The sequence below is a fragment of the Microcystis sp. M31BS1 genome, from assembly GCF_020245285.1.
Taxonomy (GTDB): Bacteria; Cyanobacteriota; Cyanobacteriia; order Cyanobacteriales; family Microcystaceae; genus Microcystis; species Microcystis panniformis.
This window is the reverse complement of sequence record NZ_JADBVE010000193.1, coordinates 1-23,254: the sequence shown is the minus strand read 5'-3', so window position 1 is coordinate 23,254 and position 23,254 is coordinate 1. Positions and strand designations below refer to the sequence as shown.

General features: G+C 41.4%; 25 protein-coding genes and 3 pseudogenes. 19 read left to right on the top strand and 9 right to left on the bottom strand.

Annotation, left to right across the window (positions count from 1 at the left end; genetic code table 11):
• The first annotated feature begins 68 nt into the window (after positions 1-68).
• From IM509_RS11380 to IM509_RS11365, 4 genes are all read left to right on the top strand, one after another.
• Positions 69-311: a hypothetical protein gene (locus IM509_RS11380; protein WP_052278170.1), complete on the top strand. Its 243-nt coding sequence runs from the start codon at positions 69-71 to the stop codon at positions 309-311.
• The gene (locus IM509_RS11375; RefSeq protein WP_185237309.1) at positions 308-754 is read left to right on the top strand and encodes an HNH endonuclease; all 447 of its coding nucleotides are present in this window, start codon (positions 308-310) and stop codon (positions 752-754) included. Before IM509_RS11380 ends, IM509_RS11375 begins: the two co-directional genes overlap by 4 nt.
• Before the next feature lie 154 nt (positions 755-908).
• Entirely contained in the window at positions 909-1,175 is a 267-nt protein-coding gene (locus IM509_RS11370; protein WP_002797432.1) for a type II toxin-antitoxin system HicA family toxin, read from the top strand.
• Positions 1,159-1,371, top strand: a complete 213-nt coding sequence (locus IM509_RS11365) for a type II toxin-antitoxin system HicB family antitoxin (protein ID WP_002776225.1) — start codon at positions 1,159-1,161, stop codon at positions 1,369-1,371. The genes IM509_RS11370 and IM509_RS11365 overlap by 17 nt, the downstream gene beginning before the upstream one ends.
• Positions 1,372-1,653: 282 nt before the next feature.
• On the opposite strand, the gene lspA is transcribed toward IM509_RS11365, so the two are convergent.
• The 3 genes from lspA to bioB are packed head-to-tail and all read right to left on the bottom strand — an operon-like array spanning position 1,654 to position 3,849.
• A complete protein-coding gene (gene lspA, locus IM509_RS11360; RefSeq protein ID WP_185237315.1) occupies positions 1,654-2,121 on the bottom strand; it encodes a signal peptidase II in 468 nt (155 codons plus the stop codon).
• Between the two features lie 11 nt (positions 2,122-2,132).
• Positions 2,133-2,783: a biotin transporter BioY gene (locus IM509_RS11355; protein ID WP_185237307.1), complete on the bottom strand. Its 651-nt coding sequence runs from the start codon at positions 2,781-2,783 to the stop codon at positions 2,133-2,135.
• Complete coding sequence (gene bioB, locus IM509_RS11350) at positions 2,755-3,849, bottom strand: biotin synthase BioB (protein ID WP_052278173.1); 1,095 nt, start codon at positions 3,847-3,849, stop codon at positions 2,755-2,757. The genes IM509_RS11355 and bioB overlap by 29 nt, the downstream gene beginning before the upstream one ends.
• Before the next feature lie 133 nt (positions 3,850-3,982).
• On the opposite strand from bioB, the gene rfbC reads away from it, so the two are divergent.
• From rfbC to uvrC, 6 genes are all read left to right on the top strand, one after another.
• Positions 3,983-4,528, top strand: a complete 546-nt coding sequence (rfbC, locus tag IM509_RS11345) for a dTDP-4-dehydrorhamnose 3,5-epimerase (protein WP_052278174.1) — start codon at positions 3,983-3,985, stop codon at positions 4,526-4,528.
• A gap of 5 nt (positions 4,529-4,533) precedes the next feature.
• On the top strand, positions 4,534-5,409 hold the full coding sequence (gene rfbD / locus IM509_RS11340; RefSeq protein ID WP_052278175.1) for a dTDP-4-dehydrorhamnose reductase: 876 nt from the start codon (positions 4,534-4,536) through the stop codon (positions 5,407-5,409).
• A 4-nt stretch (positions 5,410-5,413) separates the two neighbouring features.
• Positions 5,414-6,487, top strand: coding sequence for a glucose-1-phosphate thymidylyltransferase (locus tag IM509_RS11335; RefSeq protein ID WP_052278176.1), 1,074 nt, complete (start codon positions 5,414-5,416; stop codon positions 6,485-6,487).
• 171 nt (positions 6,488-6,658) lie between these two features.
• Positions 6,659-7,744 carry a 3-isopropylmalate dehydrogenase gene (leuB, locus tag IM509_RS11330; RefSeq protein ID WP_052278177.1) on the top strand — a complete coding sequence of 362 codons (1,086 nt, stop codon included), beginning with the start codon at positions 6,659-6,661 and terminating at the stop codon, positions 7,742-7,744.
• A gap of 79 nt (positions 7,745-7,823) precedes the next feature.
• The gene (locus IM509_RS11325; protein ID WP_002734814.1) at positions 7,824-8,084 is read left to right on the top strand and encodes a hypothetical protein; all 261 of its coding nucleotides are present in this window, start codon (positions 7,824-7,826) and stop codon (positions 8,082-8,084) included.
• Positions 8,085-8,166: 82 nt separating this feature from the next.
• Positions 8,167-10,044 (top strand): excinuclease ABC subunit UvrC, encoded by a 1,878-nt coding sequence (uvrC, locus tag IM509_RS11320; RefSeq protein ID WP_185237306.1) that lies wholly within the window; start codon positions 8,167-8,169, stop codon positions 10,042-10,044.
• A 172-nt stretch (positions 10,045-10,216) separates the two neighbouring features.
• Here uvrC and IM509_RS24350 read toward each other — a convergent pair.
• The 3 genes and pseudogenes from IM509_RS24350 to IM509_RS11310 all read right to left on the bottom strand — a co-directional run.
• A pseudogene (locus IM509_RS24350) lies at positions 10,217-10,447 on the bottom strand (pentapeptide repeat-containing protein); the annotation flags it as partial.
• Positions 10,448-10,474: 27 nt separating this feature from the next.
• A pseudogene (locus tag IM509_RS11315) lies at positions 10,475-13,204 on the bottom strand (pentapeptide repeat-containing protein); the annotation flags it as partial.
• 150 nt (positions 13,205-13,354) lie between these two features.
• A complete protein-coding gene (locus IM509_RS11310; protein WP_002734785.1) occupies positions 13,355-13,639 on the bottom strand; it encodes a hypothetical protein in 285 nt (94 codons plus the stop codon).
• Between the two features lie 471 nt (positions 13,640-14,110).
• On the opposite strand from IM509_RS11310, the gene IM509_RS11305 reads away from it, so the two are divergent.
• From IM509_RS11305 to IM509_RS11290, 4 genes are all read left to right on the top strand, one after another.
• Positions 14,111-15,703, top strand: a complete 1,593-nt coding sequence (locus tag IM509_RS11305) for a DUF445 domain-containing protein (protein WP_185236838.1) — start codon at positions 14,111-14,113, stop codon at positions 15,701-15,703.
• A gap of 202 nt (positions 15,704-15,905) precedes the next feature.
• On the top strand, positions 15,906-16,544 hold the full coding sequence (locus IM509_RS11300; protein ID WP_185236837.1) for a DUF2834 domain-containing protein: 639 nt from the start codon (positions 15,906-15,908) through the stop codon (positions 16,542-16,544).
• A gap of 156 nt (positions 16,545-16,700) precedes the next feature.
• Positions 16,701-16,994: a hypothetical protein gene (locus IM509_RS11295; RefSeq protein WP_149985702.1), complete on the top strand. Its 294-nt coding sequence runs from the start codon at positions 16,701-16,703 to the stop codon at positions 16,992-16,994.
• Positions 16,995-16,996: 2 nt separating this feature from the next.
• Positions 16,997-17,515 carry a low molecular weight protein-tyrosine-phosphatase gene (locus IM509_RS11290; protein ID WP_052278577.1) on the top strand — a complete coding sequence of 173 codons (519 nt, stop codon included), beginning with the start codon at positions 16,997-16,999 and terminating at the stop codon, positions 17,513-17,515.
• A gap of 14 nt (positions 17,516-17,529) precedes the next feature.
• Here IM509_RS11290 and IM509_RS11285 read toward each other — a convergent pair whose 3' ends face one another.
• On the bottom strand, positions 17,530-18,186 hold the full coding sequence (locus IM509_RS11285) for a response regulator transcription factor (protein WP_002742402.1): 657 nt from the start codon (positions 18,184-18,186) through the stop codon (positions 17,530-17,532).
• A gap of 377 nt (positions 18,187-18,563) precedes the next feature.
• Between IM509_RS11285 and IM509_RS11280 the strand changes: the two genes are divergently transcribed.
• Entirely contained in the window at positions 18,564-19,679 is a 1,116-nt protein-coding gene (locus IM509_RS11280; protein WP_185236836.1) for a branched-chain amino acid ABC transporter permease, read from the top strand.
• Positions 19,680-19,790: 111 nt separating this feature from the next.
• Entirely contained in the window at positions 19,791-20,543 is a 753-nt protein-coding gene (locus tag IM509_RS11275; RefSeq protein WP_052278184.1) for an ABC transporter ATP-binding protein, read from the top strand.
• On the opposite strand, the gene hisH is transcribed toward IM509_RS11275, so the two are convergent.
• Both hisH and IM509_RS11265 read right to left on the bottom strand, forming a co-directional pair.
• A complete protein-coding gene (hisH, locus tag IM509_RS11270; protein ID WP_002795703.1) occupies positions 20,532-21,170 on the bottom strand; it encodes an imidazole glycerol phosphate synthase subunit HisH in 639 nt (212 codons plus the stop codon). The genes IM509_RS11275 and hisH overlap by 12 nt on opposite strands.
• Before the next feature lie 108 nt (positions 21,171-21,278).
• Entirely contained in the window at positions 21,279-21,482 is a 204-nt protein-coding gene (locus IM509_RS11265) for a transposase (RefSeq protein WP_260441175.1), read from the bottom strand.
• Between IM509_RS11265 and IM509_RS11260 the strand changes: the two are divergent.
• The 3 genes and pseudogenes from IM509_RS11260 to IM509_RS11250 form a co-directional block, all read left to right on the top strand.
• Positions 21,470-21,874, top strand: a pseudogene (locus IM509_RS11260) (Uma2 family endonuclease); the annotation flags it as partial. The gene IM509_RS11265 and the pseudogene IM509_RS11260 sit on opposite strands and share 13 nt — an antisense overlap.
• 35 nt (positions 21,875-21,909) lie before the next feature.
• The gene (locus IM509_RS11255) at positions 21,910-22,569 is read left to right on the top strand and encodes a Uma2 family endonuclease (protein WP_185236835.1); all 660 of its coding nucleotides are present in this window, start codon (positions 21,910-21,912) and stop codon (positions 22,567-22,569) included.
• Positions 22,570-22,631: 62 nt separating this feature from the next.
• The coding region (locus IM509_RS11250) for a DUF2887 domain-containing protein (protein WP_287716944.1) at positions 22,632-23,254 on the top strand (623 nt) is incomplete at its 3' end.

Below are 23,254 nucleotides of genomic sequence, written 5' to 3'. Positions count from 1 at the left end.
TGCTCACCCGATCGAGGATAAATAATCGTGTTAGGATTAGGTTAGGGATTAAAGTTAGGGAGAAAGTGATGTTAACTAAACTGATGGTCAAGCCCTCTTCTTGGATTGAAAAAGGAATTAAGCTATCGCCAGTAAGGGAAAATTATCTCTTTAAATTCACTGAGGAATTGCAGTGTCGATTAGAGGAACTACGGGAACTAGAAAAAAATTCCCAACTTAATTCTCAAGAAACCGCAGAATTAGCCGGTATTTTAGAGTTAAACGAGATTTTCACGCTCTTAAATGCGAGAATAGTTGCTGAATCTAAATGATTAGTATCACCACTCGATTACAAGTCCGAGCAAGAGCCAACTATCTGTGTGAATACTGTCATTCTTCAGAAGAAATTAGTGCCGCACTATTTGAAGTAGATCACATTCAGCCCAAATCTTTAGGAGGCAAAGATGAATTGGCAAACTTAGCTTTAGCTTGCCAAAGATGTAACAGATATCGCTACAATTTTATCAAGGCAATTGATCCGAAAACAGAACAAGAAGTAGAAATATTCAATCCGCACCAACAGCATTGGCAAGAACATTTTATCTGGACACCAGATGCTTTAAAAATAGTGGGAATCACTCCCATCGCTAGGGCAACTATTGAACGTTTGGACTTAAATGATGATAATCATAATGAAGGTTTTATCGTTAAAGTTCGTCGATTATGGATCCGGGGAGGTTGGCATCCACCCAGCGCCGATAAAAAACAGGAATAATAGCTTATTTTTATCTAGGTAAATGAGCTTCAATTAAGTTTTTTTCCAGAACGTAGGTTGGGTTGAAGCATGAAACCCAACGCCCGATTATGTTACGCTACCGCTAACCAATCCTACAAATAATTGTGCCTCCCTACTTATATTTATCGGATGTATGAGTAAACAGGATAAATTATTGATTAAAATTCTTTTAGGTAATTCTGATGCTAACATTCCCTTCGAGCAACTTTGTCAACTACTGAGGAAATTAGGATTTGATCAACGAATAGGAGGAAGTCATCATATTTTTACCAAAGAAGGAGTTGAAGAAATTTTAAATCTGCAACCCAAACAAGGAAAAGCCAAAGTCTATCAAGTTAAGCAAATTCGTAGTCTGATTTTAAAATATAAGTTAGGATATCAAGATGAAAATTCGTTATGAACTGATTATTTACTGGAGTAATGAGGATCAACTATTTATCGTTGAAGTTCCAGAACTTGCAGGATGTATGGCTGATGGAGAAACTTATCAAGAAGCTGTGCAAAATGCTGAAATCATTATTCAACAATGGATTGAAACAGCACAGGAATTAGGCCGAGAAATTCCTGAACCTAAAGGACGTTTATTATTTGCTTGAACAACCGCAGGAATATGTAATACTAAATCCAGTTATTAAAAACTGATTATTTATTCCCCCTTTTGCATGAGTGCCTCTGCTGATATGTAGCTTATACTCAACGGATTTATTATGATTGGTACTCAACAGGAATTATCTGGATTTGCAAAATATTTAAATGATCAGGACTCCAGGAATATAATACTAAATCCCCAATTTTTTTGAACAGAAAAAGTAAGGGCGAAGCATTCGGATAGGAAATCTACGGTTTCAGCGATAGGTTATCGCTCGAATGCTTCGCCCCTACGGGACCCTTGACTTGTGGGGAAAGGTAGAAATTAAGAGGCAAATAATCCCGATATTAATAAAGACATCAGCCAGATTAAAAACAGGAAAATTAATCAATCTAAAATCGATAAAATCCACCACATAACCAAACAAAAAGCGATCGATACCATTGCCGAAAGCTCCTGCTAAAATAAAACCGTAGGCCAATTGTTCCCAACGGCTTAAATGCGGTCCAAAGTAAGCAAAAGCCATTAATCCCAAACTAACTAATAAGGATAGCCATTTTAGCCAACCAACACCGCCCCGAAAAGCACTAAAAGCCGCCCCAGTATTAATCACATAGGTGAAATGAAAAACCCCCGCAATAATCGGAAAAGTATCACCAATTTGCTCAAAACTCTGCACAGTTATATACTTAGTTACTTGGTCTAAAATTAGACCAATAACCGCCACTATCCAAAACCAGCGATTCTTTTTTAACATTGGTTGTGGCATCAATAAAATAATAATTTACGGAAGAAAAAGGCAATAATTGCCACCACACAAATTACTACTAACTGCCCTAAAAATGGCCAGACTGAATAATTCATAAATAGGGTGGGCAAACTATCGGGAAAGGTGATTTGACTGGCTTGGGGCTGAAAAATCGACAATCCCAGCATATATAATAAACCGCACAGATGAATCACTAACAAACCGGCAAAGGCACTTAAAGCCAGAGTTTCTATCTTGGCGCGCCAGCGAAAAGCCAACCAACCACACAGCCATGCTCCCGGCATAAAGCCTAAAATATAGCCAAAACTGGGTTCTTTCAGATAACCTATTCCCCCACCCTGAGCAAACACAGGCAACCAAGTTAAACCGAGAAAAATATAGGCCACCTGGGCAAGAAGCCCGGCATTTTTGCCCCCCAGACAGCCCGTTAACAATACTGCCCCAATTTGGTAAGTTATGCCTAGTTTTTGCGAAGATAGACCCGCAGCCGACCAACTAGCTAGGCTTACTGGAACAAATGTACTAAAGATTGTCAGCAACAAACCAATCAAGGCCCAGATTAACTCATTGGGAACCGATGCGGAAGTGCGCCGGGGCGGAGAGCCTCGTCCTCGACGTGATTTAGGTTGCCTGTTGGGGTTGGTATTCACCGGGGATGGGGGCTTCTCCTCCTATTAAACTAAGATCAGCCAACATCGCCTGATCCTGTTGGGGGGGTTGTCCTAGAGTGGTCAAATAATGCCCAATCAGCATAGCATTAATTCCCGATTTTAGCCCCTGATTTTGCAATTCTCCCATCACTGCCTCCCGTCCCCCGGCATAACGGAGGATTTGTTGGGGTAAGATAAACCGGAAAATAGCGATCGCTTTTAGGGCAGTAAAAGGGTCGAGTTTGGGTAAATGACCTAAAGGGGTGCCACTTCTGGGGTTTAATAGGTTAATCGGCACTGATTCCACTTCCAATTCCGCCAGGGAAAAAGCTAAATCAATGCGATCGGTCCAACTTTCCCCCATACCGATAATTCCGCCCGTACAAGCTTGAATTCCTGCCGCTTTCAGGTTTTTTACCGTTTCTACCCGATCCTGCCAACTGTGGGTGGAGACCACGTTAGGATAAAAATTCTCGGAAGCTTCCAGATTGTGATTATAACGGGTAACTCCGGCTTCTTTTAAGGCCTGGGCTTGGGGGAGGGTTAACTCTCCCAGGGCGCAGCAGGGTTTAATCTTGGCTGTTTCGATGATTTCTTGAACTGTGGCCAGTATTTCCTCGAATTCCTGCGATTTAGGGCTATTGTACTTTAATCCCCGACCTTGACTAACTAAACAGAAACGTTTGGCCCCCGCGTCGGCTGCCGCTTTCGCATGGCTGACGATTTCCTCGCGACTTTTTAAACCGTAGATAGGCGAATCTTGACCGGGATGGTGGGCGGATTGGGAACAAAAACTGCAATTTTCCGAACAACTTCCCGATTTTATGTTGATAATGCTACATAAATCCACCGTATTGCCACAACAGGCCTGACGAATGCGATCGGCAGCTTCACATAAGCTGAAAATATTTTCCTGACCTTCGATCGCAGTTAAAGCTAGGGCCTCTTGCTTACTGAGTCGATCGCCGGCGATAATCTGATTAGCCCTAGTCTGTAACCAGTTTTTTAAGGCTTCTCCCTCCACGGGGATAGATTGAGTAGCGGTGTGTGTAGAGACTTGTACCACGTCGTTTATGCTCTGACTAAGTTAGGCTCATCTTATCATTGTTCAGTTACCAGGGAAAGATTAATAAAAAACTTTAGAAAAAAATGCCCTTTTGTGCTAGACTACCCGCAAAAGTTATCTTGTCTCCGATTTTATGAAAGTTATTCCCACGGAAATTCCTGATGTTTTAATCATTGAACCGCAAGTTTACGGCGACGATCGAGGTTTTTTCTTGGAGAGTTTTAATCAGAGAGATTTTCGAGAAAAAACTGGAGTCAATACCACTTTTGTCCAGGATAATCACTCTATGTCCTTAAAAAATGTCCTGCGAGGATTGCACTATCAAATCCGCAATCCCCAGGGTAAACTGGTGCGAGTAGTGAGCGGTAGTGTTTTTGATGTGGCAGTGGATGCGCGTCAAAGTTCCCCCACTTTTGGGCAATGGGTAAGCTGTGTTTTAAGTGCGGAAAATAAACGTATTTTCTGGGTTCCCGAAGGTTTTGCCCATGGCTTTCTAGTTCTCTCTGAACGAGCCGAATTTCTCTACAAAACCACTAATTATTATTATCCCCAATACGAAAAAACCATTTTATGGAATGATGCCGATTTAGGGATTGATTGGCCCTTAGATACCCCCCCGATTCTCTCCCCTAAAGACCAAGCTGGACAACCCTTTAAATCCGTGGAAGTTTTCCCCTAAAGACAATGAAAAAAGTTTTACTAATTGGTGCTAAAGGTCAAGTGGGACAAGAGTTACAGGTAACTTTACCGCAGTTAGGTGAAGTTATTAGTATCGGTCGAGAAGAACTAGATTTAACTAACTCGGAAAAAATCAGCCAGTTAATTAGGGAAATTCACCCCGATTATCTGGTTAATGCCGCCGCTTATACGGCAGTGGATAAAGCCGAAACCGAGCCAGATTTAGCCTATTCTATCAATGCTATAGCCCCAAAAATCATGGCGGAATCTGCCGAGAAAATTCAAGCTAAATTTCTTCATATTTCCACAGATTATGTCTTTGATGGTCGGAAAAATACCCCCTATCTAGAAACCGATCTAACTAATCCTTTAGGGGTTTATGGACAATCCAAGTTAAGGGGAGAAGAGGAGATTAAAACTGTTAATTCTCAGGCAATTATCCTGCGTACTGCTTGGGTTTACGGCAGTTATGGCAAAAGTAATTTTGTCAAAACTATGCTGAGATTAGGTAAGGAAAGAGAGGAGTTAAAAGTAGTTGTTGATCAGGTGGGAAGTCCCACTTGGTCCAAAGATATAGCCACGGCCATTACTCACCTTCTAATTAATGTCGATAATCCCGCAGGAATCTATAATTTTACTAATAGCGGTGTTGCCAGTTGGTTTGATTTAACTAAAGCTATTTTTGAGGAGGCAAAAATAAGCGGTATTCCCTTAAAAATTCAGAGAGTAATTCCCATTACTACTGCTGAATATCCTACCCCAGCAGTGCGTCCGGCCTATTCGGTTCTTTCTGGTCAAAAAATCTCGCAACAATTGGGTTATATTCCTCCCTATTGGCGAGATTCTCTCAAAGCGATGCTCAACCAACTATTTAATCTTTAAAACTATGAAAGCACTAATTTTATCTGGTGGTAAAGGTACGAGGTTACGTCCCCTAACTTATACTGGGGCAAAACAGTTAGTTCCCGTGGCCAATAAACCGATTTTATGGTATGGAATCGAATCAATTGTCGCCGCAGGAATTACCGATATTGGCATTATTATCAGTCCCGAAACCGGGGAAGAAATTCGTCAGACCACGGGCAGTGGTGAACAGTTTGGCGCTAAGATAACTTATATTCGCCAAGATCAACCAGCAGGATTAGCTCACGCGGTTAAAACTGCCCAATCTTTCCTAGGAGATTCCCCCTTTATTATGTACTTGGGTGATAACCTAATCGAGGATGATTTATCGCCCTTTTTAGACTCTTTCCAAAAACAGTCCCTTGATGCTTTAATTCTCCTGCGAAAAGTGTCTAATCCTAGTGCTTTTGGGGTGGCAAAAGTAGATGAAACTGGCAAAGTTTTATACTTAGTCGAAAAACCGAAAGAACCCCCCTCAAATTTAGCTTTGGTGGGGATTTATTTTTTTGCTCCCACCATTCATCAAGCGATCGCATCTATTCAACCTTCGGCCCGGGGTGAGTTAGAAATTACCGACGCTATCCAAGAATTAATCAATCAAAATAAAGCAGTAGAAGCGAATAAACTACTGGGTTGGTGGTTAGATACGGGTAAAAAAGATGATTTATTAGAAGCAAATCGGATTATCCTTGATACCTCTCTAGAAATCGCTTTACTAGGAGAAATTGATCCTAATAGTCAGGTGATCGGACGGGTACAAATTGGCCAGGGTAGTAAAATTATTAATAGTACCATTCGCGGCCCTGTCATTATCGGAGAAAATTGTCAGATTGAGAATTGTTTTATCGGTCCCTATAGCAGTATAGCTAATGGCACAAAATTAATTGATGCCGACATAGAACACAGTGTTATTCTCAAAGATGCCACGATTATTGGCATTCATCAGCGCATAGTTGATAGTGTTATCGGACGACGGGCAAAATTAGAAATTGCTCCCCAACGTCCGAAAGCTTTACGCTTTATGATTGGGGATGATTCCCATATAGAATTAGTTTAGTTATCGGGGATTAACTGCTTGTTTAATTAATACCGGAGGATCGAGAATTTCCTTAGCTAATTCGCCGGCGGTTTCCCAGCTTTTCTGGCAAAGATTGACATTTTTAGGAGAAAAAAGCCCACCTAACTATGTTACAATCAAGAGTCTGACCTATTTTACCGTTCTAGAACTATGACGCAACAGTATCGCATTACCCTACTACCCGGCGATGGCATCGGGCCGGAAATCCTCGCTGTCACCGTAGAGATACTGAAAGTCATCGGTAAAAAATTTGACCTCCAGTTTGACTTCCAAACCGCTTTAATTGGAGGGGCAGCCATTGATGAAACCGGCAGTCCTCTCCCCGAAACAACCCTTAGTACCTGTAAAAATAGTGCTGCTGTTCTCCTGGCCGCTATTGGGGGTTATAAATGGGATAATTTGCCTCGGCAGCAAAGGCCAGAAACGGGATTATTAGGCTTAAGATCCGGTTTAGGTCTTTTTGCTAATTTGCGTCCTGCCACCATTTTTCCGCAATTAATTGACGCTTCTAGTCTCAAACGGGAGATTATCGAGGGAGTGGATATCATGGTCGTCCGGGAATTGACCGGGGGTGTTTACTTCGGTCAACCGAAGGGGATTTTTGAGACGGAAACGGGAGAAAAATGCGGTGTAAATACCATGGTTTACTTAGAATCGGAGGTGGACCGCATCGCTAAGGTGGCCTTTGAAATTGCCCAAAAACGCGGTAATAAACTCTGTTCCGTCGATAAAGCTAATGTTCTTGATGTTTCCCAACTCTGGCGCGACCGGGTGACGAAAATGGCCGCTAATTATCCCGATGTGGAACTTTCCCATCTCTACGTCGATAACGCAGCCATGCAGTTAGTCCGGGCCCCCAAACAATTTGATACTATCGTCACGGGCAATTTATTCGGTGATATTCTCTCCGATGAAGCGGCCATGTTAACGGGTAGTATCGGAATGTTACCCTCCGCTAGTTTAGGGACTGCTGGGGTGGGAGTTTTTGAACCCGTCCACGGTTCGGCCCCAGATATCGCCGGCCAAGATAAGGCCAATCCGATCGCCCAGATTCTCAGTGCTGCTATGATGTTAAGATATGGGCTAAATCAGCCTTTAGCGGCAGCCGCGCTGGAAAAAGCCGTCGAAAAAGTTTTAGAGTTCGGTTATCGTACTGGAGATATTTTCTCAGAAGGTATGACATTGGTGGGATGCCAAGCTATGGGCCAGGCCATCCTGAAAGTTTTAGAATCATAACAAAAGTGACAAATTCAGAAATCGTCATATACCATTGATTTAATAAATACGTCAATTTAATCGTGGGGAGACGAGTGATATGGTGGCCCTATCCGAGAAAACAGAACAACAGCGTGTCGATATGGAAATCCCAATTTTGTTAGATCCTACTGTCTTACGGGCAGCCAGACGCATTTATCGCATCTACTGTACCCTCAATAGCAGAGTTAGTAAACGTCCTTTCGGTGTCGCTATTAACCGCGACAATCATCGCGGTCAATTGATTTTTAACAATAAACCGATTCTTCTCCCCGGAGAGTGTTTCGTCCCGATTAAGCAAATCGAATCGGAAGCCTATTAATTTTTGTGAAGATTTGCCCTAAATATCTTGCCAAACGTCAGCTAATACCCACTGGCGTAATTTTTTTGTCTAATATAAAAAGATGTTCGGGAATAATCTTAACTCTACCCTAATCCAAGACCTCGATCGCCTAGAAAATCGTCTTCGGGAAATTCCCCTCGAACCGGGGGTGTACTTCCTGCGCGACCAAAATGGCGAAATTCTCTACATCGGTAAATCCAAAAAACTCCGGTCTAGAGTCCGTTCCTATTTTCGTCCCAGTCAACCCCTCAGTCCCCGCATTGCTTTGATGGTACGACAGGTGACAGAAATTGAATTTATCGTCACCGACACGGAAGCAGAATCTTTGGCCCTGGAAGCTAATCTAATTAAACAACATCAGCCCCATTTTAATACTCTCCTCAAGGACGATAAAAAATATCCATACATTTGTATTACTTGGTCGGAAACCTACCCGCGCATTTTTATCACCCGCAAACGTAGCATAAATAACCAAAAAGACCGTTATTATGGTCCCTACGTCGATACTAGGCTGCTGCGCCACACTTTACACCTAATTAAACGCACTTTTCCCCTGCGTCAACGTCCCCAACCTCTTTTTAAAGACCGTCCCTGTTTAAATTATGATATCGGTCGTTGTCCGGGGGTTTGTCAAAAATTAATCAGTCCCCAAGATTATCGAGAAACCTTGCAGAAAGTGGCGATGATTTTTCAGGGAAGGACGGGGGAATTATTAGACAAATTAGCGACAAAGATGCTCGCAGCGTCGGAAAACCTAGATTTTGAACAAGCGGCCACGATTAGGGATCAAATTCGCGGATTACAGGCCCTTAATACCGATCAAAAAGTCTCTTTACCCGATGATACCGTATCCCGTGACGCGATCGCTTTAGCTAAAGACGAGCAGCATTGTTGCATACAATTATTCCAAGTGCGTTCTGGTCGTTTGGTGGCACGTTTGGGATTTTTTGCCGATAGTCAGTCAGCAAACGAGGGAGAAATCCTGCAAAAAGTCCTAGAAGAACATTATTTATCGGTGGAAGGGGTGGAAATTCCCAGCGAAATCCTGCTACCCTGCGAATTACCGGAAGGTGAGGTGTTAGCGGGGTGGTTAAGGGAAAAAAAAGGTCGCAAAGTCGAGTTAACTGTCCCCCAACGGCAAAGTAAAGCGGATTTATTAGCTATGGTCGAGAAAAACGCTCTTTATGAGTTAGAAAAGACGAAAAGAAGCGCCGACCGGGATTTACAGTCTTTGCAGGATTTAGCGGTAATTCTCGATTTACCGGCACTGCCGCACCGCATCGAGGGTTATGATATTTCTCATATTCAGGGTTCTAATGCAGTCGCGTCGGGAGTGGTGTTTATCGATGGGGTGGCCGCTAATCAACATTATCGTCACTATAAAATCAAAAATCCCGAAGTTAAAATCGGCCATTCCGATGATTTTGCCAGTTTAGCAGAAGTAATTCGCCGGCGTTTCCGTCGTTATGCCGAAAATCCCGATAATATTGCCGAAAGTGATGATTTTCCCGATTTGGTCATGATTGATGGGGGAAAGGGACAATTATCAGCAGTGGTGACAGTTTTAGGGGAGATGAATTTATTAGAACAGGTAAAAGTTGTTAGTTTAGCTAAACAGAGAGAGGAGATTTTTTTACCGGGGGAATCCTCTCCTTTAGAGACGGATAAGGAACAACCCGGAGTGCAATTATTGCGTCGAGTCAGGGATGAAGCGCATCGCTTTGCTGTTAGCTTTCACCGACAACAAAGGATGCAAAAAAGTCGCCGTTCCCGTTTGGATGAGATACCGGGGTTAGGTTTTAAGCGACAAAAAGATTTATTAGCTCATTTTCATTCTCTGGATTATATTCGCGAAGCTTCCCTAGAACAATTGCAACAGGTGACAGGAATTGGGGAACAATTAGCTAAGGAAATTTATAATTATTTTCATCCTAGGTAGGGATAAGCTGTTGAAGAATATCTAAGGCGGCTCTCTTGGGTTTGGTGGGTAAAATGTATTCTAAGATACATTCTTCCTAGCGAGGGGGTGGAACGAACCACAAAGACACAAAGGACACAAAGACTGATCGATCATATTGTAAGTTAAACTTATCACACAGAACTTAGAAGAGTCACTCGGTTTTAACTTCCGTATCGAGAATCGTCCCTTTGACGTTAGCATCTTTAAAATTAGCCCCTTCAAGATTTGCCCCTTCAAGATTTGCCCCTTCAAGATTTGCCCCTTCAAGATTTGCCCCTTCAAGATTTGCCCCTTCAAGATTTGCCCTGTAAAGATTTGCCCTGTAAAGATCTGCCCTGTAAAGATCTGCCCCTCTAAGATTTGCCCTTTCAAGATTTGCCCATTGAAGATTTGCCCTTTCAAGATTAGCCCTTTCAAGAAATGCCCATTGAAGATTTGCCCTTTCAAGATTAGCCCTTTCAAGAAATGCCCTTTGAAGAAATGCCCTTTCAAGAAATGCCCATCCAAGATTAGCCCCTTCAAGATTAGCCCCTTCAAGAATTGCCCTTTCAAGAATTGCCCTTTCAAGATTAGCTCTTTCAAGATTTGCCCCTACAAGAAATGCCCTTTCAAGAAATGCCCCTACAAGATTTGCCCCTTCAAGATTTGCCATGTGAAGATTTGCGTATCCAATATCTGCCCCTGCAAGATTTGCCCCTTCAAGATTTGCATCTGCAAGAATTGCCCCTCTAAGAATTGCCCCTGCAAGATTTGCCCTTTCAAGATTTGCCCTGTAAAGATCTCGAAATACCAACAGACAGTTTTGTAAATCAAGAAAACTGAGGCAATCTAACACCAACATAGGCTTATAATCTATTATTTGTCCCTGAAGACGGGCTAACCAATTGCCGAAAGCTTCAGGAGAAGGCCATTGAATGGGAAAAATTTCTTTGGTGACTCGCCCACAGGCATTAAATACCGCTAATAAAGCTTCCTCGGCATTGCGTGCCTGTCGCATTTCCTCCTGAAAATTGGGGCGGTTTGTTAAATTCTCCATCGGCATTCCTTTGTCCAAAAGATATTCAATTAAATCACCCAGAGTTTTCTGCCACTGTTTCACTTCATCAGGGGACTGTAATTGCATTTGATTGACAACAAAACTAAAAAGATATTCATCTATTGCCGTCGGTCCGCATAAAGTCGCCCAGGTAATTAAAGCTTGTCTGGGATAGTAGCCATTGTCATAATCATTTTCACTGTCTTGTAATTTCCTATGAATTTGCTTAACTCGGTCAACAATTCTGCGGGCAGTTAAATATTCACCAAAACTTTTATGGGTAAATTCAAAGGTTTTTTCGCTGTCTCGTAAATCGCCACTTTCTCGAAAATAAAAGGCTGTTAAAAGACGGGTAATACTCCCTTGGGAATCGCTTTGAAAACTATCTTGGAAATTTTTTAGGAGATTTTTTAAGCCATTATTTTCACAATGTTCTTTAATCTCTCTCACGGTGGTGGTTCTACCATTACCATGCCAACAGGAAAGGGCAATTTCCATTAAAATTAGCACAAAATCTTTTTCTGTAATCCCTTCTATAGCCCGGTGGCCTGGACTATTTTTTTCATAACCTCGCTCATAGACTGCCTTGAGCAAATTGTCATAAATATTATTGAGGTTAGTTTCTTGGGAAAATTGAACCTCGCCTCGTTCAAAAGTGAGAGCAATAAGATAATTTAATAGCGGTTGAGCGGTAATTTCTTGTAAATTTTTCCCCGATAATTCTGTCGGTAATTGTGCATAGTTTTTCCCTTTAGCTTGCCCATACTGTTGCCACCATTGATGACGTTGATCGACTTTTAATAAGTTATCGTCATCGCTAAAATTATCGCTGTTACCAACCCAATAGGGTAGGATGGTGATAATTTGCTGAGGTTTTTTAAAATTATTTTTATTGGATTGTACCACCACATCACGCCCGCTAATCAACACTTGTAAACGGGTTTTATTTTGATTAAAACTTTTGACCTGATCTCGTACTTCATTAATAAAATTTTGGGCGACTTCTTGGGCGATTTTTCCCTGCATAGATAGCTCATCTAAGCCATCAAAGATAATTAGTAACCGTAAATCTTGATCGCTCGGTTCTAGGGGATTTTCTGGTAAAAAACCGTCATGTTGAACAAAAGTTTTAACTGCTGTTACTAAATCGGTGGAGAAACTCAAGCGATGCAAGGGAATATATAAAACTTGTTTTTCTAAGCGAGCTTGTTGGGCAGCAAATACCTTACAAAAGGAGGATTTTCCACTACCCGGCCCACCGGTCAATAAACGGATAGCATCATCGGATTTTGCCGCTTCTAACCATGTTTCTAACTGCTGTTGGAGTTTGATAACAATGCGTTTATATGATGGCTCTCGATGGTAATCTGTGTCTGGGGTGGCTTTGATTTCTTCTTCATAAAATCCCCGTAGAGGTACATAAATTTGCTTTAAACTAAAGGCTTCCCAAAAAATAGGTTCATCGATCTGTTTTTGCAACCAAGCTCGATAATGTAACCAGCCGCTTTCTCGTTTCCAAGCATTGTTAAAAGGAGTGTCGATTTCATCTAAAAGCAGACTGTATTCATCTCGTTTATCTTTCCATTGTTCCTGCAATGCTGAGACAAAATAAGCTGGTAAACGATTACTTAGGCTCTGTGCTTCCTGGGAATTAGTGATTAACTTATTTGTTGTTAACCACTGTAAAAAAGCTGCTTGGACTGGTGCGACTATGGGTAATCTTTCGGGATGCTCAAAAAAATCTTTATCGAGAATTAATTCCTGCTCTTGTAAAGAGTCGGTAATCTGACGGTAAAGTTCTTTTAAAGGCAGCTTTTCAACTTCTTGGGGCAGTAAATCAACATTACTTTTAAGTAATCCTTTCATCGCTTTCATTAGCGATTGACTTATTAATAAACCCGCTAATTCTCCCGGAGTCCGACTTAAACCAAGAGCATCTAAAACTTCTACTCCATTTTCGGCCAGATCATCCCAATGCGAAAATGCCCCGTTAAGAGCGGCTTTTCCCAGGGTACTAAAGAGACTTCTCAGATTGACTTTAACTTGTCGTTTCCAGATATTTTGGGGTTTGGAAACAGAAATTCCAGCAGCTGATTCGGACATAGAACAAAGCGATCAATAAAGCTTATGTAGTCTATTATATAAGTAATAACAACCATTGAGGTGGTTGGGTTTCGCTTTTTCAATCGAATTGAGCCATTTTCGACCCCGTATTGTTTCGCTCAACTCAACCTAGGAGGCCGAAAACCTAGACTAACGCGGAGTAATTTCACTCAACGCTTCTTGCAGCACTTCATCACTCACACCATGACGCTTCAAACTAGCAACGAGAGCAGAAATTGTATCTCCCTCTAGACGCTCCAAATCCGCACGCAGCCCTTGTCCAATGTAAGCACGCATCAAAGGTTGATAACCTGAGAAACCAAGCAACGGTGCAACCCGCTTTAAATCTTCAATCACATCTTCGGGAATACGAATCGTGATTGTAGTCATAGGGCGATTTTTCTCCAGTCGTTTTTTTAATGCCTCAACTTTCATAATACCGTCATGGTTGATCGGGTTAATCCTAGATTTCTCGTCATTCCAAACAAAAGTAATGCCACTGAGGACAAAATAGACATCCATACTTGTAGTATAGGCAGGATGTATTTACATTGTCAATACTTTATTAACACACCCTACGAGAGCAGCAATTATTATAGGTTGGGTTGACGCAAGGAAAAACACCCTACGAGGCTCTAGGCTTATTGACAGATAAAAATCAATTCAGGGTGATTTTATGCTAATCTGCAACTTACCGACTTATAATAAAAATGTTCTTGCCAAAGAAGTTGTAGCTAACTGCTTAACTGAATCTGCTAGGATGCTATTACAGAATAGAAGACTACATCTATTAATTGCTGAGGCAGAACTAAGTTTAACCGCTCCTTTTTTAACTACTTATATCGCTTTCAGGCAAAAAATTAGGCGTTTTCGGTTTACCATGGTCAAAGTGTGCTTTCTAGGCTAATGACTTTGACTAAAAACCCCGTGATCAGAAACCATCGTTTTTCCCCCCGCAATCTCTTTGAGACTTGCATGGCCCTATTGGTGTTATGCAATTATATTCTGGTTATTTTCGATTTAACCTATATTCCCCTGCGAGATTTTTGGTTACAGGGACGCTTGCAAATAACCTTATTAAGATTTAATGAACCAATAAAACTCGGGCCGATTGCCTTTCAAGAATTGCAAATACCTCCCGACAAACCCCTAGAAATTCCCTTTGTTAAAGGAATCGCTAAGTATGATGTGGTGAAAGGGATTAAACCCTATCGCAGTACCAGTGAATATTTAGAGACGGTTAATAAACTTAATCAACTGATTAATCAAAAGCTCTTTAACCCAGAGTTTAATCTGCAAGAATATCGCCAAGATATCGAGAAAATTTTAGACAATTTGCGCCAAAAAAGTGTCAATATGATTGATAATAATCCCTTTGCCTTGGCGGAGAAAACTGGGACTTTAGAGAAGATTAAAAATAAAATGCGCTTGCGGGTTTTTAAAACAGAAAATGATTCCGCAAAAGCAGCCTTTCAGAAGTTTTGGAGTTGGGATTATCTCATTCAAAATGGCTGGGAAAAAGAGTTGAAGTTTTTTAATCAAGAAATTCAACCTTTAATAGAAACTAATTATTTTCGTCCCCTGGGAGAAGATGGGAGACCTATAGATAACTTTGAGGCGATCGATTTTTTATTTGGTACCATCTTTTTCTGGGAATTTATGCTGAGAACTTGGTGGATTGCTCGCACTCATAAAGGCCTGCGTTGGCGCGAGGCTATGTTATGGCGTTGGTATGATATTTTTCTGTTTATTCCTATCTGGAGATGGCTGCGATTTATTCCTACCGTTATTCGCCTAGATCAAGTTAAAATTATTAACTTAAGGTTGATTAAAGAACAGGCAATTAAAGGCTTAGTTGCGCTAATTTCTAAAGATATTACTGAGATAATTGTCCTGAGAATTATTAATAAAATTCAGGAATATATTCGACGGGGACAAGTGGAGAAATTTCTCGAGAAATCTCTCAAGGACGGATATAATAATCTCAATGATACTAATGAAGTTGTCGAAATTTTTCGGTTATTAGTTAATAGTACCGTTGACAAGGTTTTACCGCAAATTAAACCAGAAGCAGAAGCTTTCATTAAATACAATATCGAGAAAATTCTCAGTCAAACTCCCGCTTATCAAAGCTTATTGCGATTACCCGGCATGAAAGGATTAAAAACTGACTTGAGCAATCGCCTATCTAGTCAATTGTATCAATCCTTTGTTAATATAGCTGAAAAGATTACCCAGGAAGACGAAGTTTTTGAGCGTTTAGTTCAGCAATTAGTCCAACGTTTCGGGCAATCTCTCGCCGGGGAATTACAATCCCGTCACAGTTTAGAAAGAATTGAGATGTTATTAATTATCTTCCTAGAAGAAGTGAAATTAAACTATGTAGAAGAATTCTCGGATGAAGACTTAGAAACTATCCTCGAGCAAACTCGGTTACTCCACTCTAAAAGTGCAGAAATTACCCCAGTAGAAACCATGAATCCCCGTCTTCTTCCCTAAAAATTAGTGATCATTGATTAGGTAATACTAAATCCGTTAAGTATAGGCTACTTATAAGGAGAGGCACTCATGCAAAAGGGGGAATAAATAATCAGTCTTTAATAACCGGATTTAGTATAATATTGCTTGACATTTTGCTCACTTTTGGACTAAAATATCCGATGAAAAATCCATTACTCAATTAAGCTAATTATCTACTCTCATGTTAACAAAAATTATTCTCGGTTTACTTTGGTTAGGCTTCGGATTATACGCTTTTTTACTAGCACCCCCCGATCCACCAGATACAGTGAATTTAATTATCAATCTTTCCACTGGGAAATGGCAAGATATCAACCCGTTAATTATTGCTCTTTTTAACCTGATGGGAGTTTGGCCACTGATCTACACTAGCCTTTTAATTATCGATGGTCGTGACCAAAAAATCATCGCTTGGCCCTTTGCTTTTGCCTCCTTTGCTGTGGGTGCTTTCGCTATTTTACCCTATCTAACTCTCCGTCAACCCAACAGCAATTTTACCGGTAAAAAAAATCTGGTCATTAAACTTCTAGACTCACCTTGGTTGGGAGTAATTGCCCTAATTACTGCGGCAATTTTAATCGCTTACGGATTAATTAACGGCAATTGGTCTGATTTTTGGCATCAGTGGCAAACTAGCCGTTTTATTCAGGTTATGAGTGTAGATTTCTGTCTTTTAACCCTATTATGTGCAATTTTGCTGCAAGATGATCTAACCCGACGGGGATTAAAAAATCCTTTCCTGTTGCCGGTAATTTCCCTATTGCCTCTAATCGGTCCGGCAATTTATTTAATTATTCGTCCTCGCTTAGGGGAGAATTAAGGGTAAATTGCCTTCTTGGGGAAACTCGGCCTAGTTATCAGTTGTTTTTTAACTATTTCTTGACGAGAGAAGTTCATATTTAACAGAAATTATGCTGAGGTTCCCCTAAAATACGAGTCAAGAGATTAATGTCCAGATTAGAAGGAGTGTTTAACCTTGTTAGAGAGTCAAAAACCACCTCGGATTTACTGCTTTCAAGCTGATTATATTGCCTCCCAACAATTTAACCCCCAAGAGATTCCCGCTTGGTTATCCTTAGAGGTAAACTGGCAGGGTTATAGAATTCACACCCTACCCTGGGTAGCAGACGTAGCTAGGGTATTAGGATTATTAGCGATTGAAGATACCCCCCAAGGGTGGCAAGATTATTTAGAAAGCTTGGGATTAGCCAAAATTAGGTTAATGGACAGCGAGGAGTTTTTTGAGGATAAATCTTTATCGGGATGTTAAAAATGCCCTATAATTGGCAATTTAGTGATGATTCTACCGGTCAATTTATGCCCTATAAACTACTCTTCGTCTGTTTAGGAAATATCTGTCGTTCTCCCGCTGCCGAGAATATCATGACTTATCTGATTGAACAAGAAGGATTAGGCAATAAAATCCTCTGTGATTCTGCGGGGACTGCGGGTTATCATATCGGTTCTCCTCCCGATTCTCGCATGAATACGGCGGCTAAAAAACGCGGTATTCCTCTGCAAGGGACAGCCAGACAATTTACTCGCGAGGATTTCGAGAATTTTGATCTAATCTTAGCCATGGATAAAGCCAATTATCAAGATATTTTATCCCTAGATCGAACAGGAAAATATCAAGAAAAGGTCAAGTTAATGTGTGACTATGCCCGTTATCACCCAGAAAAAGAAGTTCCCGATCCCTACTACGGTGGTCGGGAAGGTTTTGACCGCGTAATCGAGCTACTTTTAGACTCCTGTGGCAGTCTTTTGGAGGACGTAAAAAACAAAATTTAAGTTTTTTCTTCCAGCTAATCGATTAATCTGTGTTCGAGGGAAAAACGCACCAATTCGGCGCGATTATTAGTAGTTGTTTTTCTGAGTAAACTACTAACATATTTCTCGATCGTGCGAGAACTAAGATGCAGTTTTTGCCCAATTTCACTGTTAGAAAGTCCCCGGGCTAAATGTTCTAACACTTCCCGCTCGCGATTAGTTAACTTAAAATCGTCCTGTAAAGAAGAAGTTAAAACATCCCTAGTTTTGGGGCTTTCTTCTGGTTTTAATTTCTGATATTGACGTTCACTTTGCACCATTTGCGATCGCTCTAAAAGATTGCGAATAACTGCTTTTAATTCCTCCATCTCAAAAGGTTTAGGAAGATAGATATCACAACCCACTTGATAACCGCGGATTCTTTCCTCTGTTGACCCTCTTTCGGTTAAAAAAATTACCGGCAATAACCTAAATTCTGGCTGTTGCCGCACCTTAGTCACCAAAGAATAACCGTCTAAACGCGGCATTTTGATATCCGATACCAAAAGATGGGGATGATAGGTATCCAATAAATTCAAAGCTTCCAAACCATTACTCGCCGCTACCACACTATAACCTGCTAATTCTAAATAATCTTTAACCGCTAGGCGGATACCGGGGTCATCATCGGCAATTAGAATCAAAAGAGGCATAGAAATCAACAGGACAAGGTTTTTTCGTTATTAATAGCCTAGCACCCTCCGCTCGTCACAATTGTCCATCAAGCTACAGAGGCCGTTGTAACTGATATTATACTAGCAGTTACAACGGCCTTTTCAGTGATCAGTAATCAGTGATCAGTAATCAGATGTGAGTTTTCAGCTTTTTTCTCCCCAACTCCGGTACTCCCCCACTCCCAACCCCTTTTTTACTTTTTACTTTGAAGATCATTTTTTAGTTATAGCGTTTCTCATAAGTATGAAGTATAACTGGATTGGGCATCGTCTCCTGATTCCTGACTCCTGACTTCTGGCTCCTGACTCCCGAAACCGACAACTTTGTACCTCACTATTAAGATAATTGCCATAACATGACAGATTATTTGGTTTCCCTGACAATTTGGGCGGGTATTTACGCGATTTTTGCCCTCGGTTTAAATCTACAATGGGGATTTACTGGCTTAATTAACTTTGGTCACGTTGCTTTTGCCACTTTAGGGGCTTATGCAACGGTTTTATTAACTTTACAGGGTGTACCGATGATTTTTGCCGCTATTGTCGGGGCGATCCTAGGGGCATTGTTGGGATTGGCTATCGGTTTTTCCACCCTGAGATTAAGAGCCGATTATCTAGCAATTGTCACCATCGGGGTGTCTGAGTTAATTCGTTTGCTGGTGCTTAACGAGGATTGGTTAACGAAAGGCAGTTTCGGACTACAACGTTATCCCCTACCTTTGGATATAAATCCCAGTTTTCCCGTCAAATTATTAATTATTGCCCTGTTTACCCTGCTTGCTATCTTTGCTCTCTGGCAATTGGGGCGCAATCTGCAACGACAATGGCGCGAAGCTGGGCAAATTAGCGGTAAAAGCTATCAACCGACGCAAAAGAGAGCTTTAATCTTTTGGGGGTCGTTAGGGGCGATAATCCTGCTTTTTCTGTATATAAACGGTGTAATTGCCTTGAATGACTATAATTACAAAGCGGGGCTGATGGTGGTAGTTTTAGTCCTCCTCGCTCTCGTTTATACTGGTTTAGAATTACTTTTGCGATCGCCTTGGGGACGCATCCTCAAAGCTATCCGGGAAGATGAAGAAATTCCCCGGGCTTTAGGAAAAAATGTCTTTTGGTATAAGTTACAATCTTTGATGTTAGGCGGTGCAATCGCTGGTTTAGCCGGGGCTTTTTTAGCATGGCAATTAACCACTATTTACCCGACTAATTTTGAACCGTTATTGACATTTAACGCTTGGATTATTATCATTCTCGGTGGCTCTGGTAGCAATGCCGGCACCTTACTAGGAGCGGTAATTTTCTGGGCTTACGATTCCCTGACTCGCTTTATTCTACCCCAATTAGCTATTTTTAATGATAGCCAATTAGGGGCTTTACGGATTATGATTATCGGTCTGCTGCTCATGGTTTTAATGATCTGGCGACCCCAGGGTATCCTCGGCAAAAAAGAGGAGTTAACTTTGGGAAAATAATTTCAGTTATCAGTTATCAGTTTTCAGTTTTCAGTTTTCAGTTTTCAGTTCATCGATTACTGTTCACTGTTTACTGTTAACTGAAAACACTTCATAATTCATAATTCATATATGTTACTTTCTGCCAAAGGATTATCGAAAAGTTTTGGGGGCATTCGCGCCGTCAATAATGCTTATTTGGAGGTGCCGCAGGGCAGCATCACCGGGTTAATCGGACCAAATGGAGCCGGCAAAACCACACTTTTTAACCTTTTATCTAATTTTATTCGCCCAGATAAAGGGGAAGTTTTTCTTGATGGTCAGCCGATTCATCAGCTGCCTCCCTATCAAATTGCCCTGAAAGGATGTGTGAGAACTTTTCAAGTCGCCAGGGTATTATCCCGATTAACGGTGTTAGAAAATATGCTCTTAGCTAGTCCGGGACAAACGGGAGAAAATTTTCTCAACGTCTGGTTTCAGGGGGCAAAAATTCGCCAACAGGAACAGGAAAATCGTGCCAAAGCTTTGGACATATTAGATTCGATCGGTCTAGGGGAAAAAGCGCATGATTATGCGGGAGCTTTATCGGGAGGACAGCGTAAATTATTAGAGATTGGCCGAGCGCTAATGACCGAGCCAAAATTAATTTTATTAGATGAACCGGCCGCTGGAGTTAATCCCACTTTAATTGGTCAAATCAGCGACCATATTATCGAATGGAATCGTCAGGGAATTACCTTTTTAATTATCGAGCATAATATGGATGTGATTATGTCCCTTTGTCACCACATTTGGGTATTAGCAGAAGGGACAAATTTAGCCGATGGTATTCCCAGCGAAATCCAAAAAAACGAGCGGGTTTTAAAGGCTTATTTAGGAGACTAAAGCTAATTTTTGCACCTGCTGAACAAAGTTAGCCAGAATTTTTAAGCCATTAGTCGAGGATTTTTCCGGGTGAAACTGCACCGCCACCAAACGATCACGAGCGATCGCTGCCGTCACCGTTTGACTGCCGTGGGTGACGGTGGCGGCAGTTAGATGACTATCAAGGGGATCGACATAATAGGAATGGACAAAATAGACGTGAGGATGCGGGGGTAATCCCTGCCAAAGAGCATGATCCGGCTGGGTGAAGTCTAATTGATTCCAACCCATGTGGGGAATGGTAATGCCCGGTTCTGAGCGAAAACGGCGCACTGTCCCCGGAATAATCCCTAAACCCGCCTCTTGACCTTCCTCCGATGTCTCAAAGAGAATTTGTAAACCGAGACAGATACCGAGAAAGGGTTTACCATTAGCGATCGCCGCTTTGATCGGTTTTTCTAGATGACGGCTGCGAATTTGCCGGACAGCAGGATCAAAAGAACCGACTCCGGGTAAGACAATAGCGTCAGCTTTTTCCAGATCGAGGGGAGAATCGGTAATTTTCGGCACTGCACCCACGGTTTCCAGTCCTTTACAGGCAGAGTGCAGATTTCCCATGTCATAATCGATGACAGCGATTAAGGTCATTGCTATATACTGAACAAGCGATAACCCTATTTTAGAGCAATCACGCCGCTAAATTAGGTCTTGACTCAAAAATGAAACGCACGACGGGGGAAGCCGAAGGCGGGGGGATCACATCGCCTTGTACCAGTTGAGAAAGTGCATAATTTTGGGTAAATCTTCTGGTTGGGCAGGTTCGATCAGATAATGGACATGATTAGACATGATACAGAGAGCATAAAGCTTAAACTGGTGTTTGTCTAAAGCCTTCTTGATGGCATAAAGAAATACCTCCAGGCATTCCCGCTTGGATAGTTTGAACTCATCGAGAATCAAATTTGAACGCCGATTTAGTTATTTGGAATCGTCAAACAAAACTCGGTAAAGTCTTTAGTTCTTCCACTATATTTACCTTACCCAAGGGTGGTAAACGTTCCCCTGATGTTGCTTGGATTGCTAATGAACGCTGGGAAGCTTTACCCCGAGAAGAACAAGAAAAATTTGCGAGAATTTGTCCGGATTTTGTGATAGAATTAAGATCACGCACTGATCCCTTAACCCAACTACAAGCAAAAATGCAGGAATATCTTGATAGTGGCTTAAGATTGGGTTGGTTAATTGATCCCATTAGTCAACAGGTAGCCATCTATCGCCAAAATCAGGAAGTAGAAATCGTCTCATTACCAACCACCTTATCTGGGGAGAGCGTTTTACCCGGATTTACTTGAGAATTACCCATTTTTTGACGACAGGAAATACCAAGATGATAGCAACTACAACAATTTCTCCTCAATTAACCATTCCACGCCTAGAAAATGGGGACAAGCTCACTCGTCGTGAATTTGAGCGTAGATATAATGCCATGCCAAATCTGAAAAAAGCAGAACTCATTGAAGGAATTGTTTATATTATGGCTTCTCCCCTCAGAATTAAGAACCATGGGGAACCCCATGCTCAGATTATCACCTGGTTAGGTTTGTATAAAGCCTTTACTCCCAATCTGCAATTAGGGGATAATTGTACGGTTCGTCTTGATGCGGACAATGAACCTCAACCCGATGCACTATTAAGAATTAAAAATGGTGGACAATCAACAATTAGTGAGGATGGTTATGTCGAAGGTGCGCCAGAGTTAATCGTCGAAATTGCAGCGAGTACCGTCTCCCTTGACTTACATCAAAAACTTAAGGTTTATCGCCGTAACCAAGTGCAAGAATATCTAGTCTGGCGAGTTGACGATGGAGAATTTGATTGGTTTAGATTAACCAATGAAGAATATATTAAACTTGAACCGAACTCAGAAGGGATAATTTGTTCTCAGATATTCCCTGGATTATGGTTAGATAGAGATGCTTTACTAGCCGGTGACTTAGTCAAGGTTTTAGAGGTTTTGCAATTGGGAATGGCAAGGATAAAAAATTAATCTAGTTAGAGTAATCTAAATTTAACAAAAACTTCACACAAATTCATAAAAAGACTATTGACTTGACGACCAAAGAAGGAGTAATGAAAACCGATAAAATCTTTTATACCCTATTTCAAGTCTTTCCCGAACTTCTCTTTCAACTGCTGGGGGAATCTCCGAATCTAGCGCAAAATTATCAATTCAAGTCAATCGAAATCAAAGAATTGGCTTTCCGGCTCGATGGGGTATTTATTCCCGATGCTGACCACCCGGATTATCCGCTTTACTTTGTCGAAGTTCAATTTCAAAAGGACGAGGATTTTTATTGGCGATTTATGACTCAGATCTTCCTGTATCTCAAGCAGTATAAGCCGGAACGCGCCTGCTGTCCCGTGATTCTGTGGGGAAAGCGCCGCTTGGACATTGGGTTTCCCATCGCTTACCAAAATTTGCTAAACTTAGAGCGGATCCAACGAATATATCTCGATGAAGTCGAGGCTGAATCTCCTCCCTCTCTGGGGATAAGTATCCTCCAGTTTATCCTCATCAGTGGGAAAAAAGCACCCGAACAGGTTCAATCCTTGATTGAGCAAACCCGCCGACAGATTATTGACCCTAACACTCAAAGAAATGTTATCGAGTTAATCGAGAAGATTATTATCTACAAATTTCCTCAGAAAAGTCGCCAGGAGTTAGAAGCCAT

What these genes read in the sequence shown, in the direction of transcription:
- IM509_RS11310 (WP_002734785.1), bottom strand. Translation starts at nt 13,639, where the DNA reads ATGAAAGTTGAGGCATTAAAAAAACGACTGGAGAAAAATCGCCCTATG.
- leuB (WP_052278177.1), top strand. Translation starts at nt 6,659, where the DNA reads ATGACGCAACAGTATCGCATTACCCTACTACCCGGCGATGGCATCGGG.
- IM509_RS11365 (WP_002776225.1), top strand. Translation starts at nt 1,159, where the DNA reads ATGAAAATTCGTTATGAACTGATTATTTACTGGAGTAATGAGGATCAA.
- lspA (WP_185237315.1), bottom strand. Translation starts at nt 2,121, where the DNA reads ATGTTAAAAAAGAATCGCTGGTTTTGGATAGTGGCGGTTATTGGTCTA.
- rfbC (WP_052278174.1), top strand. Translation starts at nt 3,983, where the DNA reads ATGAAAGTTATTCCCACGGAAATTCCTGATGTTTTAATCATTGAACCG.
- IM509_RS11380 (WP_052278170.1), top strand. Translation starts at nt 69, where the DNA reads ATGTTAACTAAACTGATGGTCAAGCCCTCTTCTTGGATTGAAAAAGGA.
- IM509_RS11255 (WP_185236835.1), top strand. Translation starts at nt 21,910, where the DNA reads ATGATAGCAACTACAACAATTTCTCCTCAATTAACCATTCCACGCCTA.
- IM509_RS11305 (WP_185236838.1), top strand. Translation starts at nt 14,111, where the DNA reads ATGACTTTGACTAAAAACCCCGTGATCAGAAACCATCGTTTTTCCCCC.
- IM509_RS11375 (WP_185237309.1), top strand. Translation starts at nt 308, where the DNA reads ATGATTAGTATCACCACTCGATTACAAGTCCGAGCAAGAGCCAACTAT.
- IM509_RS11280 (WP_185236836.1), top strand. Translation starts at nt 18,564, where the DNA reads ATGACAGATTATTTGGTTTCCCTGACAATTTGGGCGGGTATTTACGCG.
- uvrC (WP_185237306.1), top strand. Translation starts at nt 8,167, where the DNA reads ATGTTCGGGAATAATCTTAACTCTACCCTAATCCAAGACCTCGATCGC.
- IM509_RS11275 (WP_052278184.1), top strand. Translation starts at nt 19,791, where the DNA reads ATGTTACTTTCTGCCAAAGGATTATCGAAAAGTTTTGGGGGCATTCGC.
- IM509_RS11285 (WP_002742402.1), bottom strand. Translation starts at nt 18,186, where the DNA reads ATGCCTCTTTTGATTCTAATTGCCGATGATGACCCCGGTATCCGCCTA.
- IM509_RS11335 (WP_052278176.1), top strand. Translation starts at nt 5,414, where the DNA reads ATGAAAGCACTAATTTTATCTGGTGGTAAAGGTACGAGGTTACGTCCC.
- IM509_RS11325 (WP_002734814.1), top strand. Translation starts at nt 7,824, where the DNA reads ATGGTGGCCCTATCCGAGAAAACAGAACAACAGCGTGTCGATATGGAA.
- IM509_RS11290 (WP_052278577.1), top strand. Translation starts at nt 16,997, where the DNA reads ATGCCCTATAATTGGCAATTTAGTGATGATTCTACCGGTCAATTTATG.
- hisH (WP_002795703.1), bottom strand. Translation starts at nt 21,170, where the DNA reads ATGACCTTAATCGCTGTCATCGATTATGACATGGGAAATCTGCACTCT.
- IM509_RS11300 (WP_185236837.1), top strand. Translation starts at nt 15,906, where the DNA reads ATGTTAACAAAAATTATTCTCGGTTTACTTTGGTTAGGCTTCGGATTA.
- rfbD (WP_052278175.1), top strand. Translation starts at nt 4,534, where the DNA reads ATGAAAAAAGTTTTACTAATTGGTGCTAAAGGTCAAGTGGGACAAGAG.
- IM509_RS11370 (WP_002797432.1), top strand. Translation starts at nt 909, where the DNA reads ATGAGTAAACAGGATAAATTATTGATTAAAATTCTTTTAGGTAATTCT.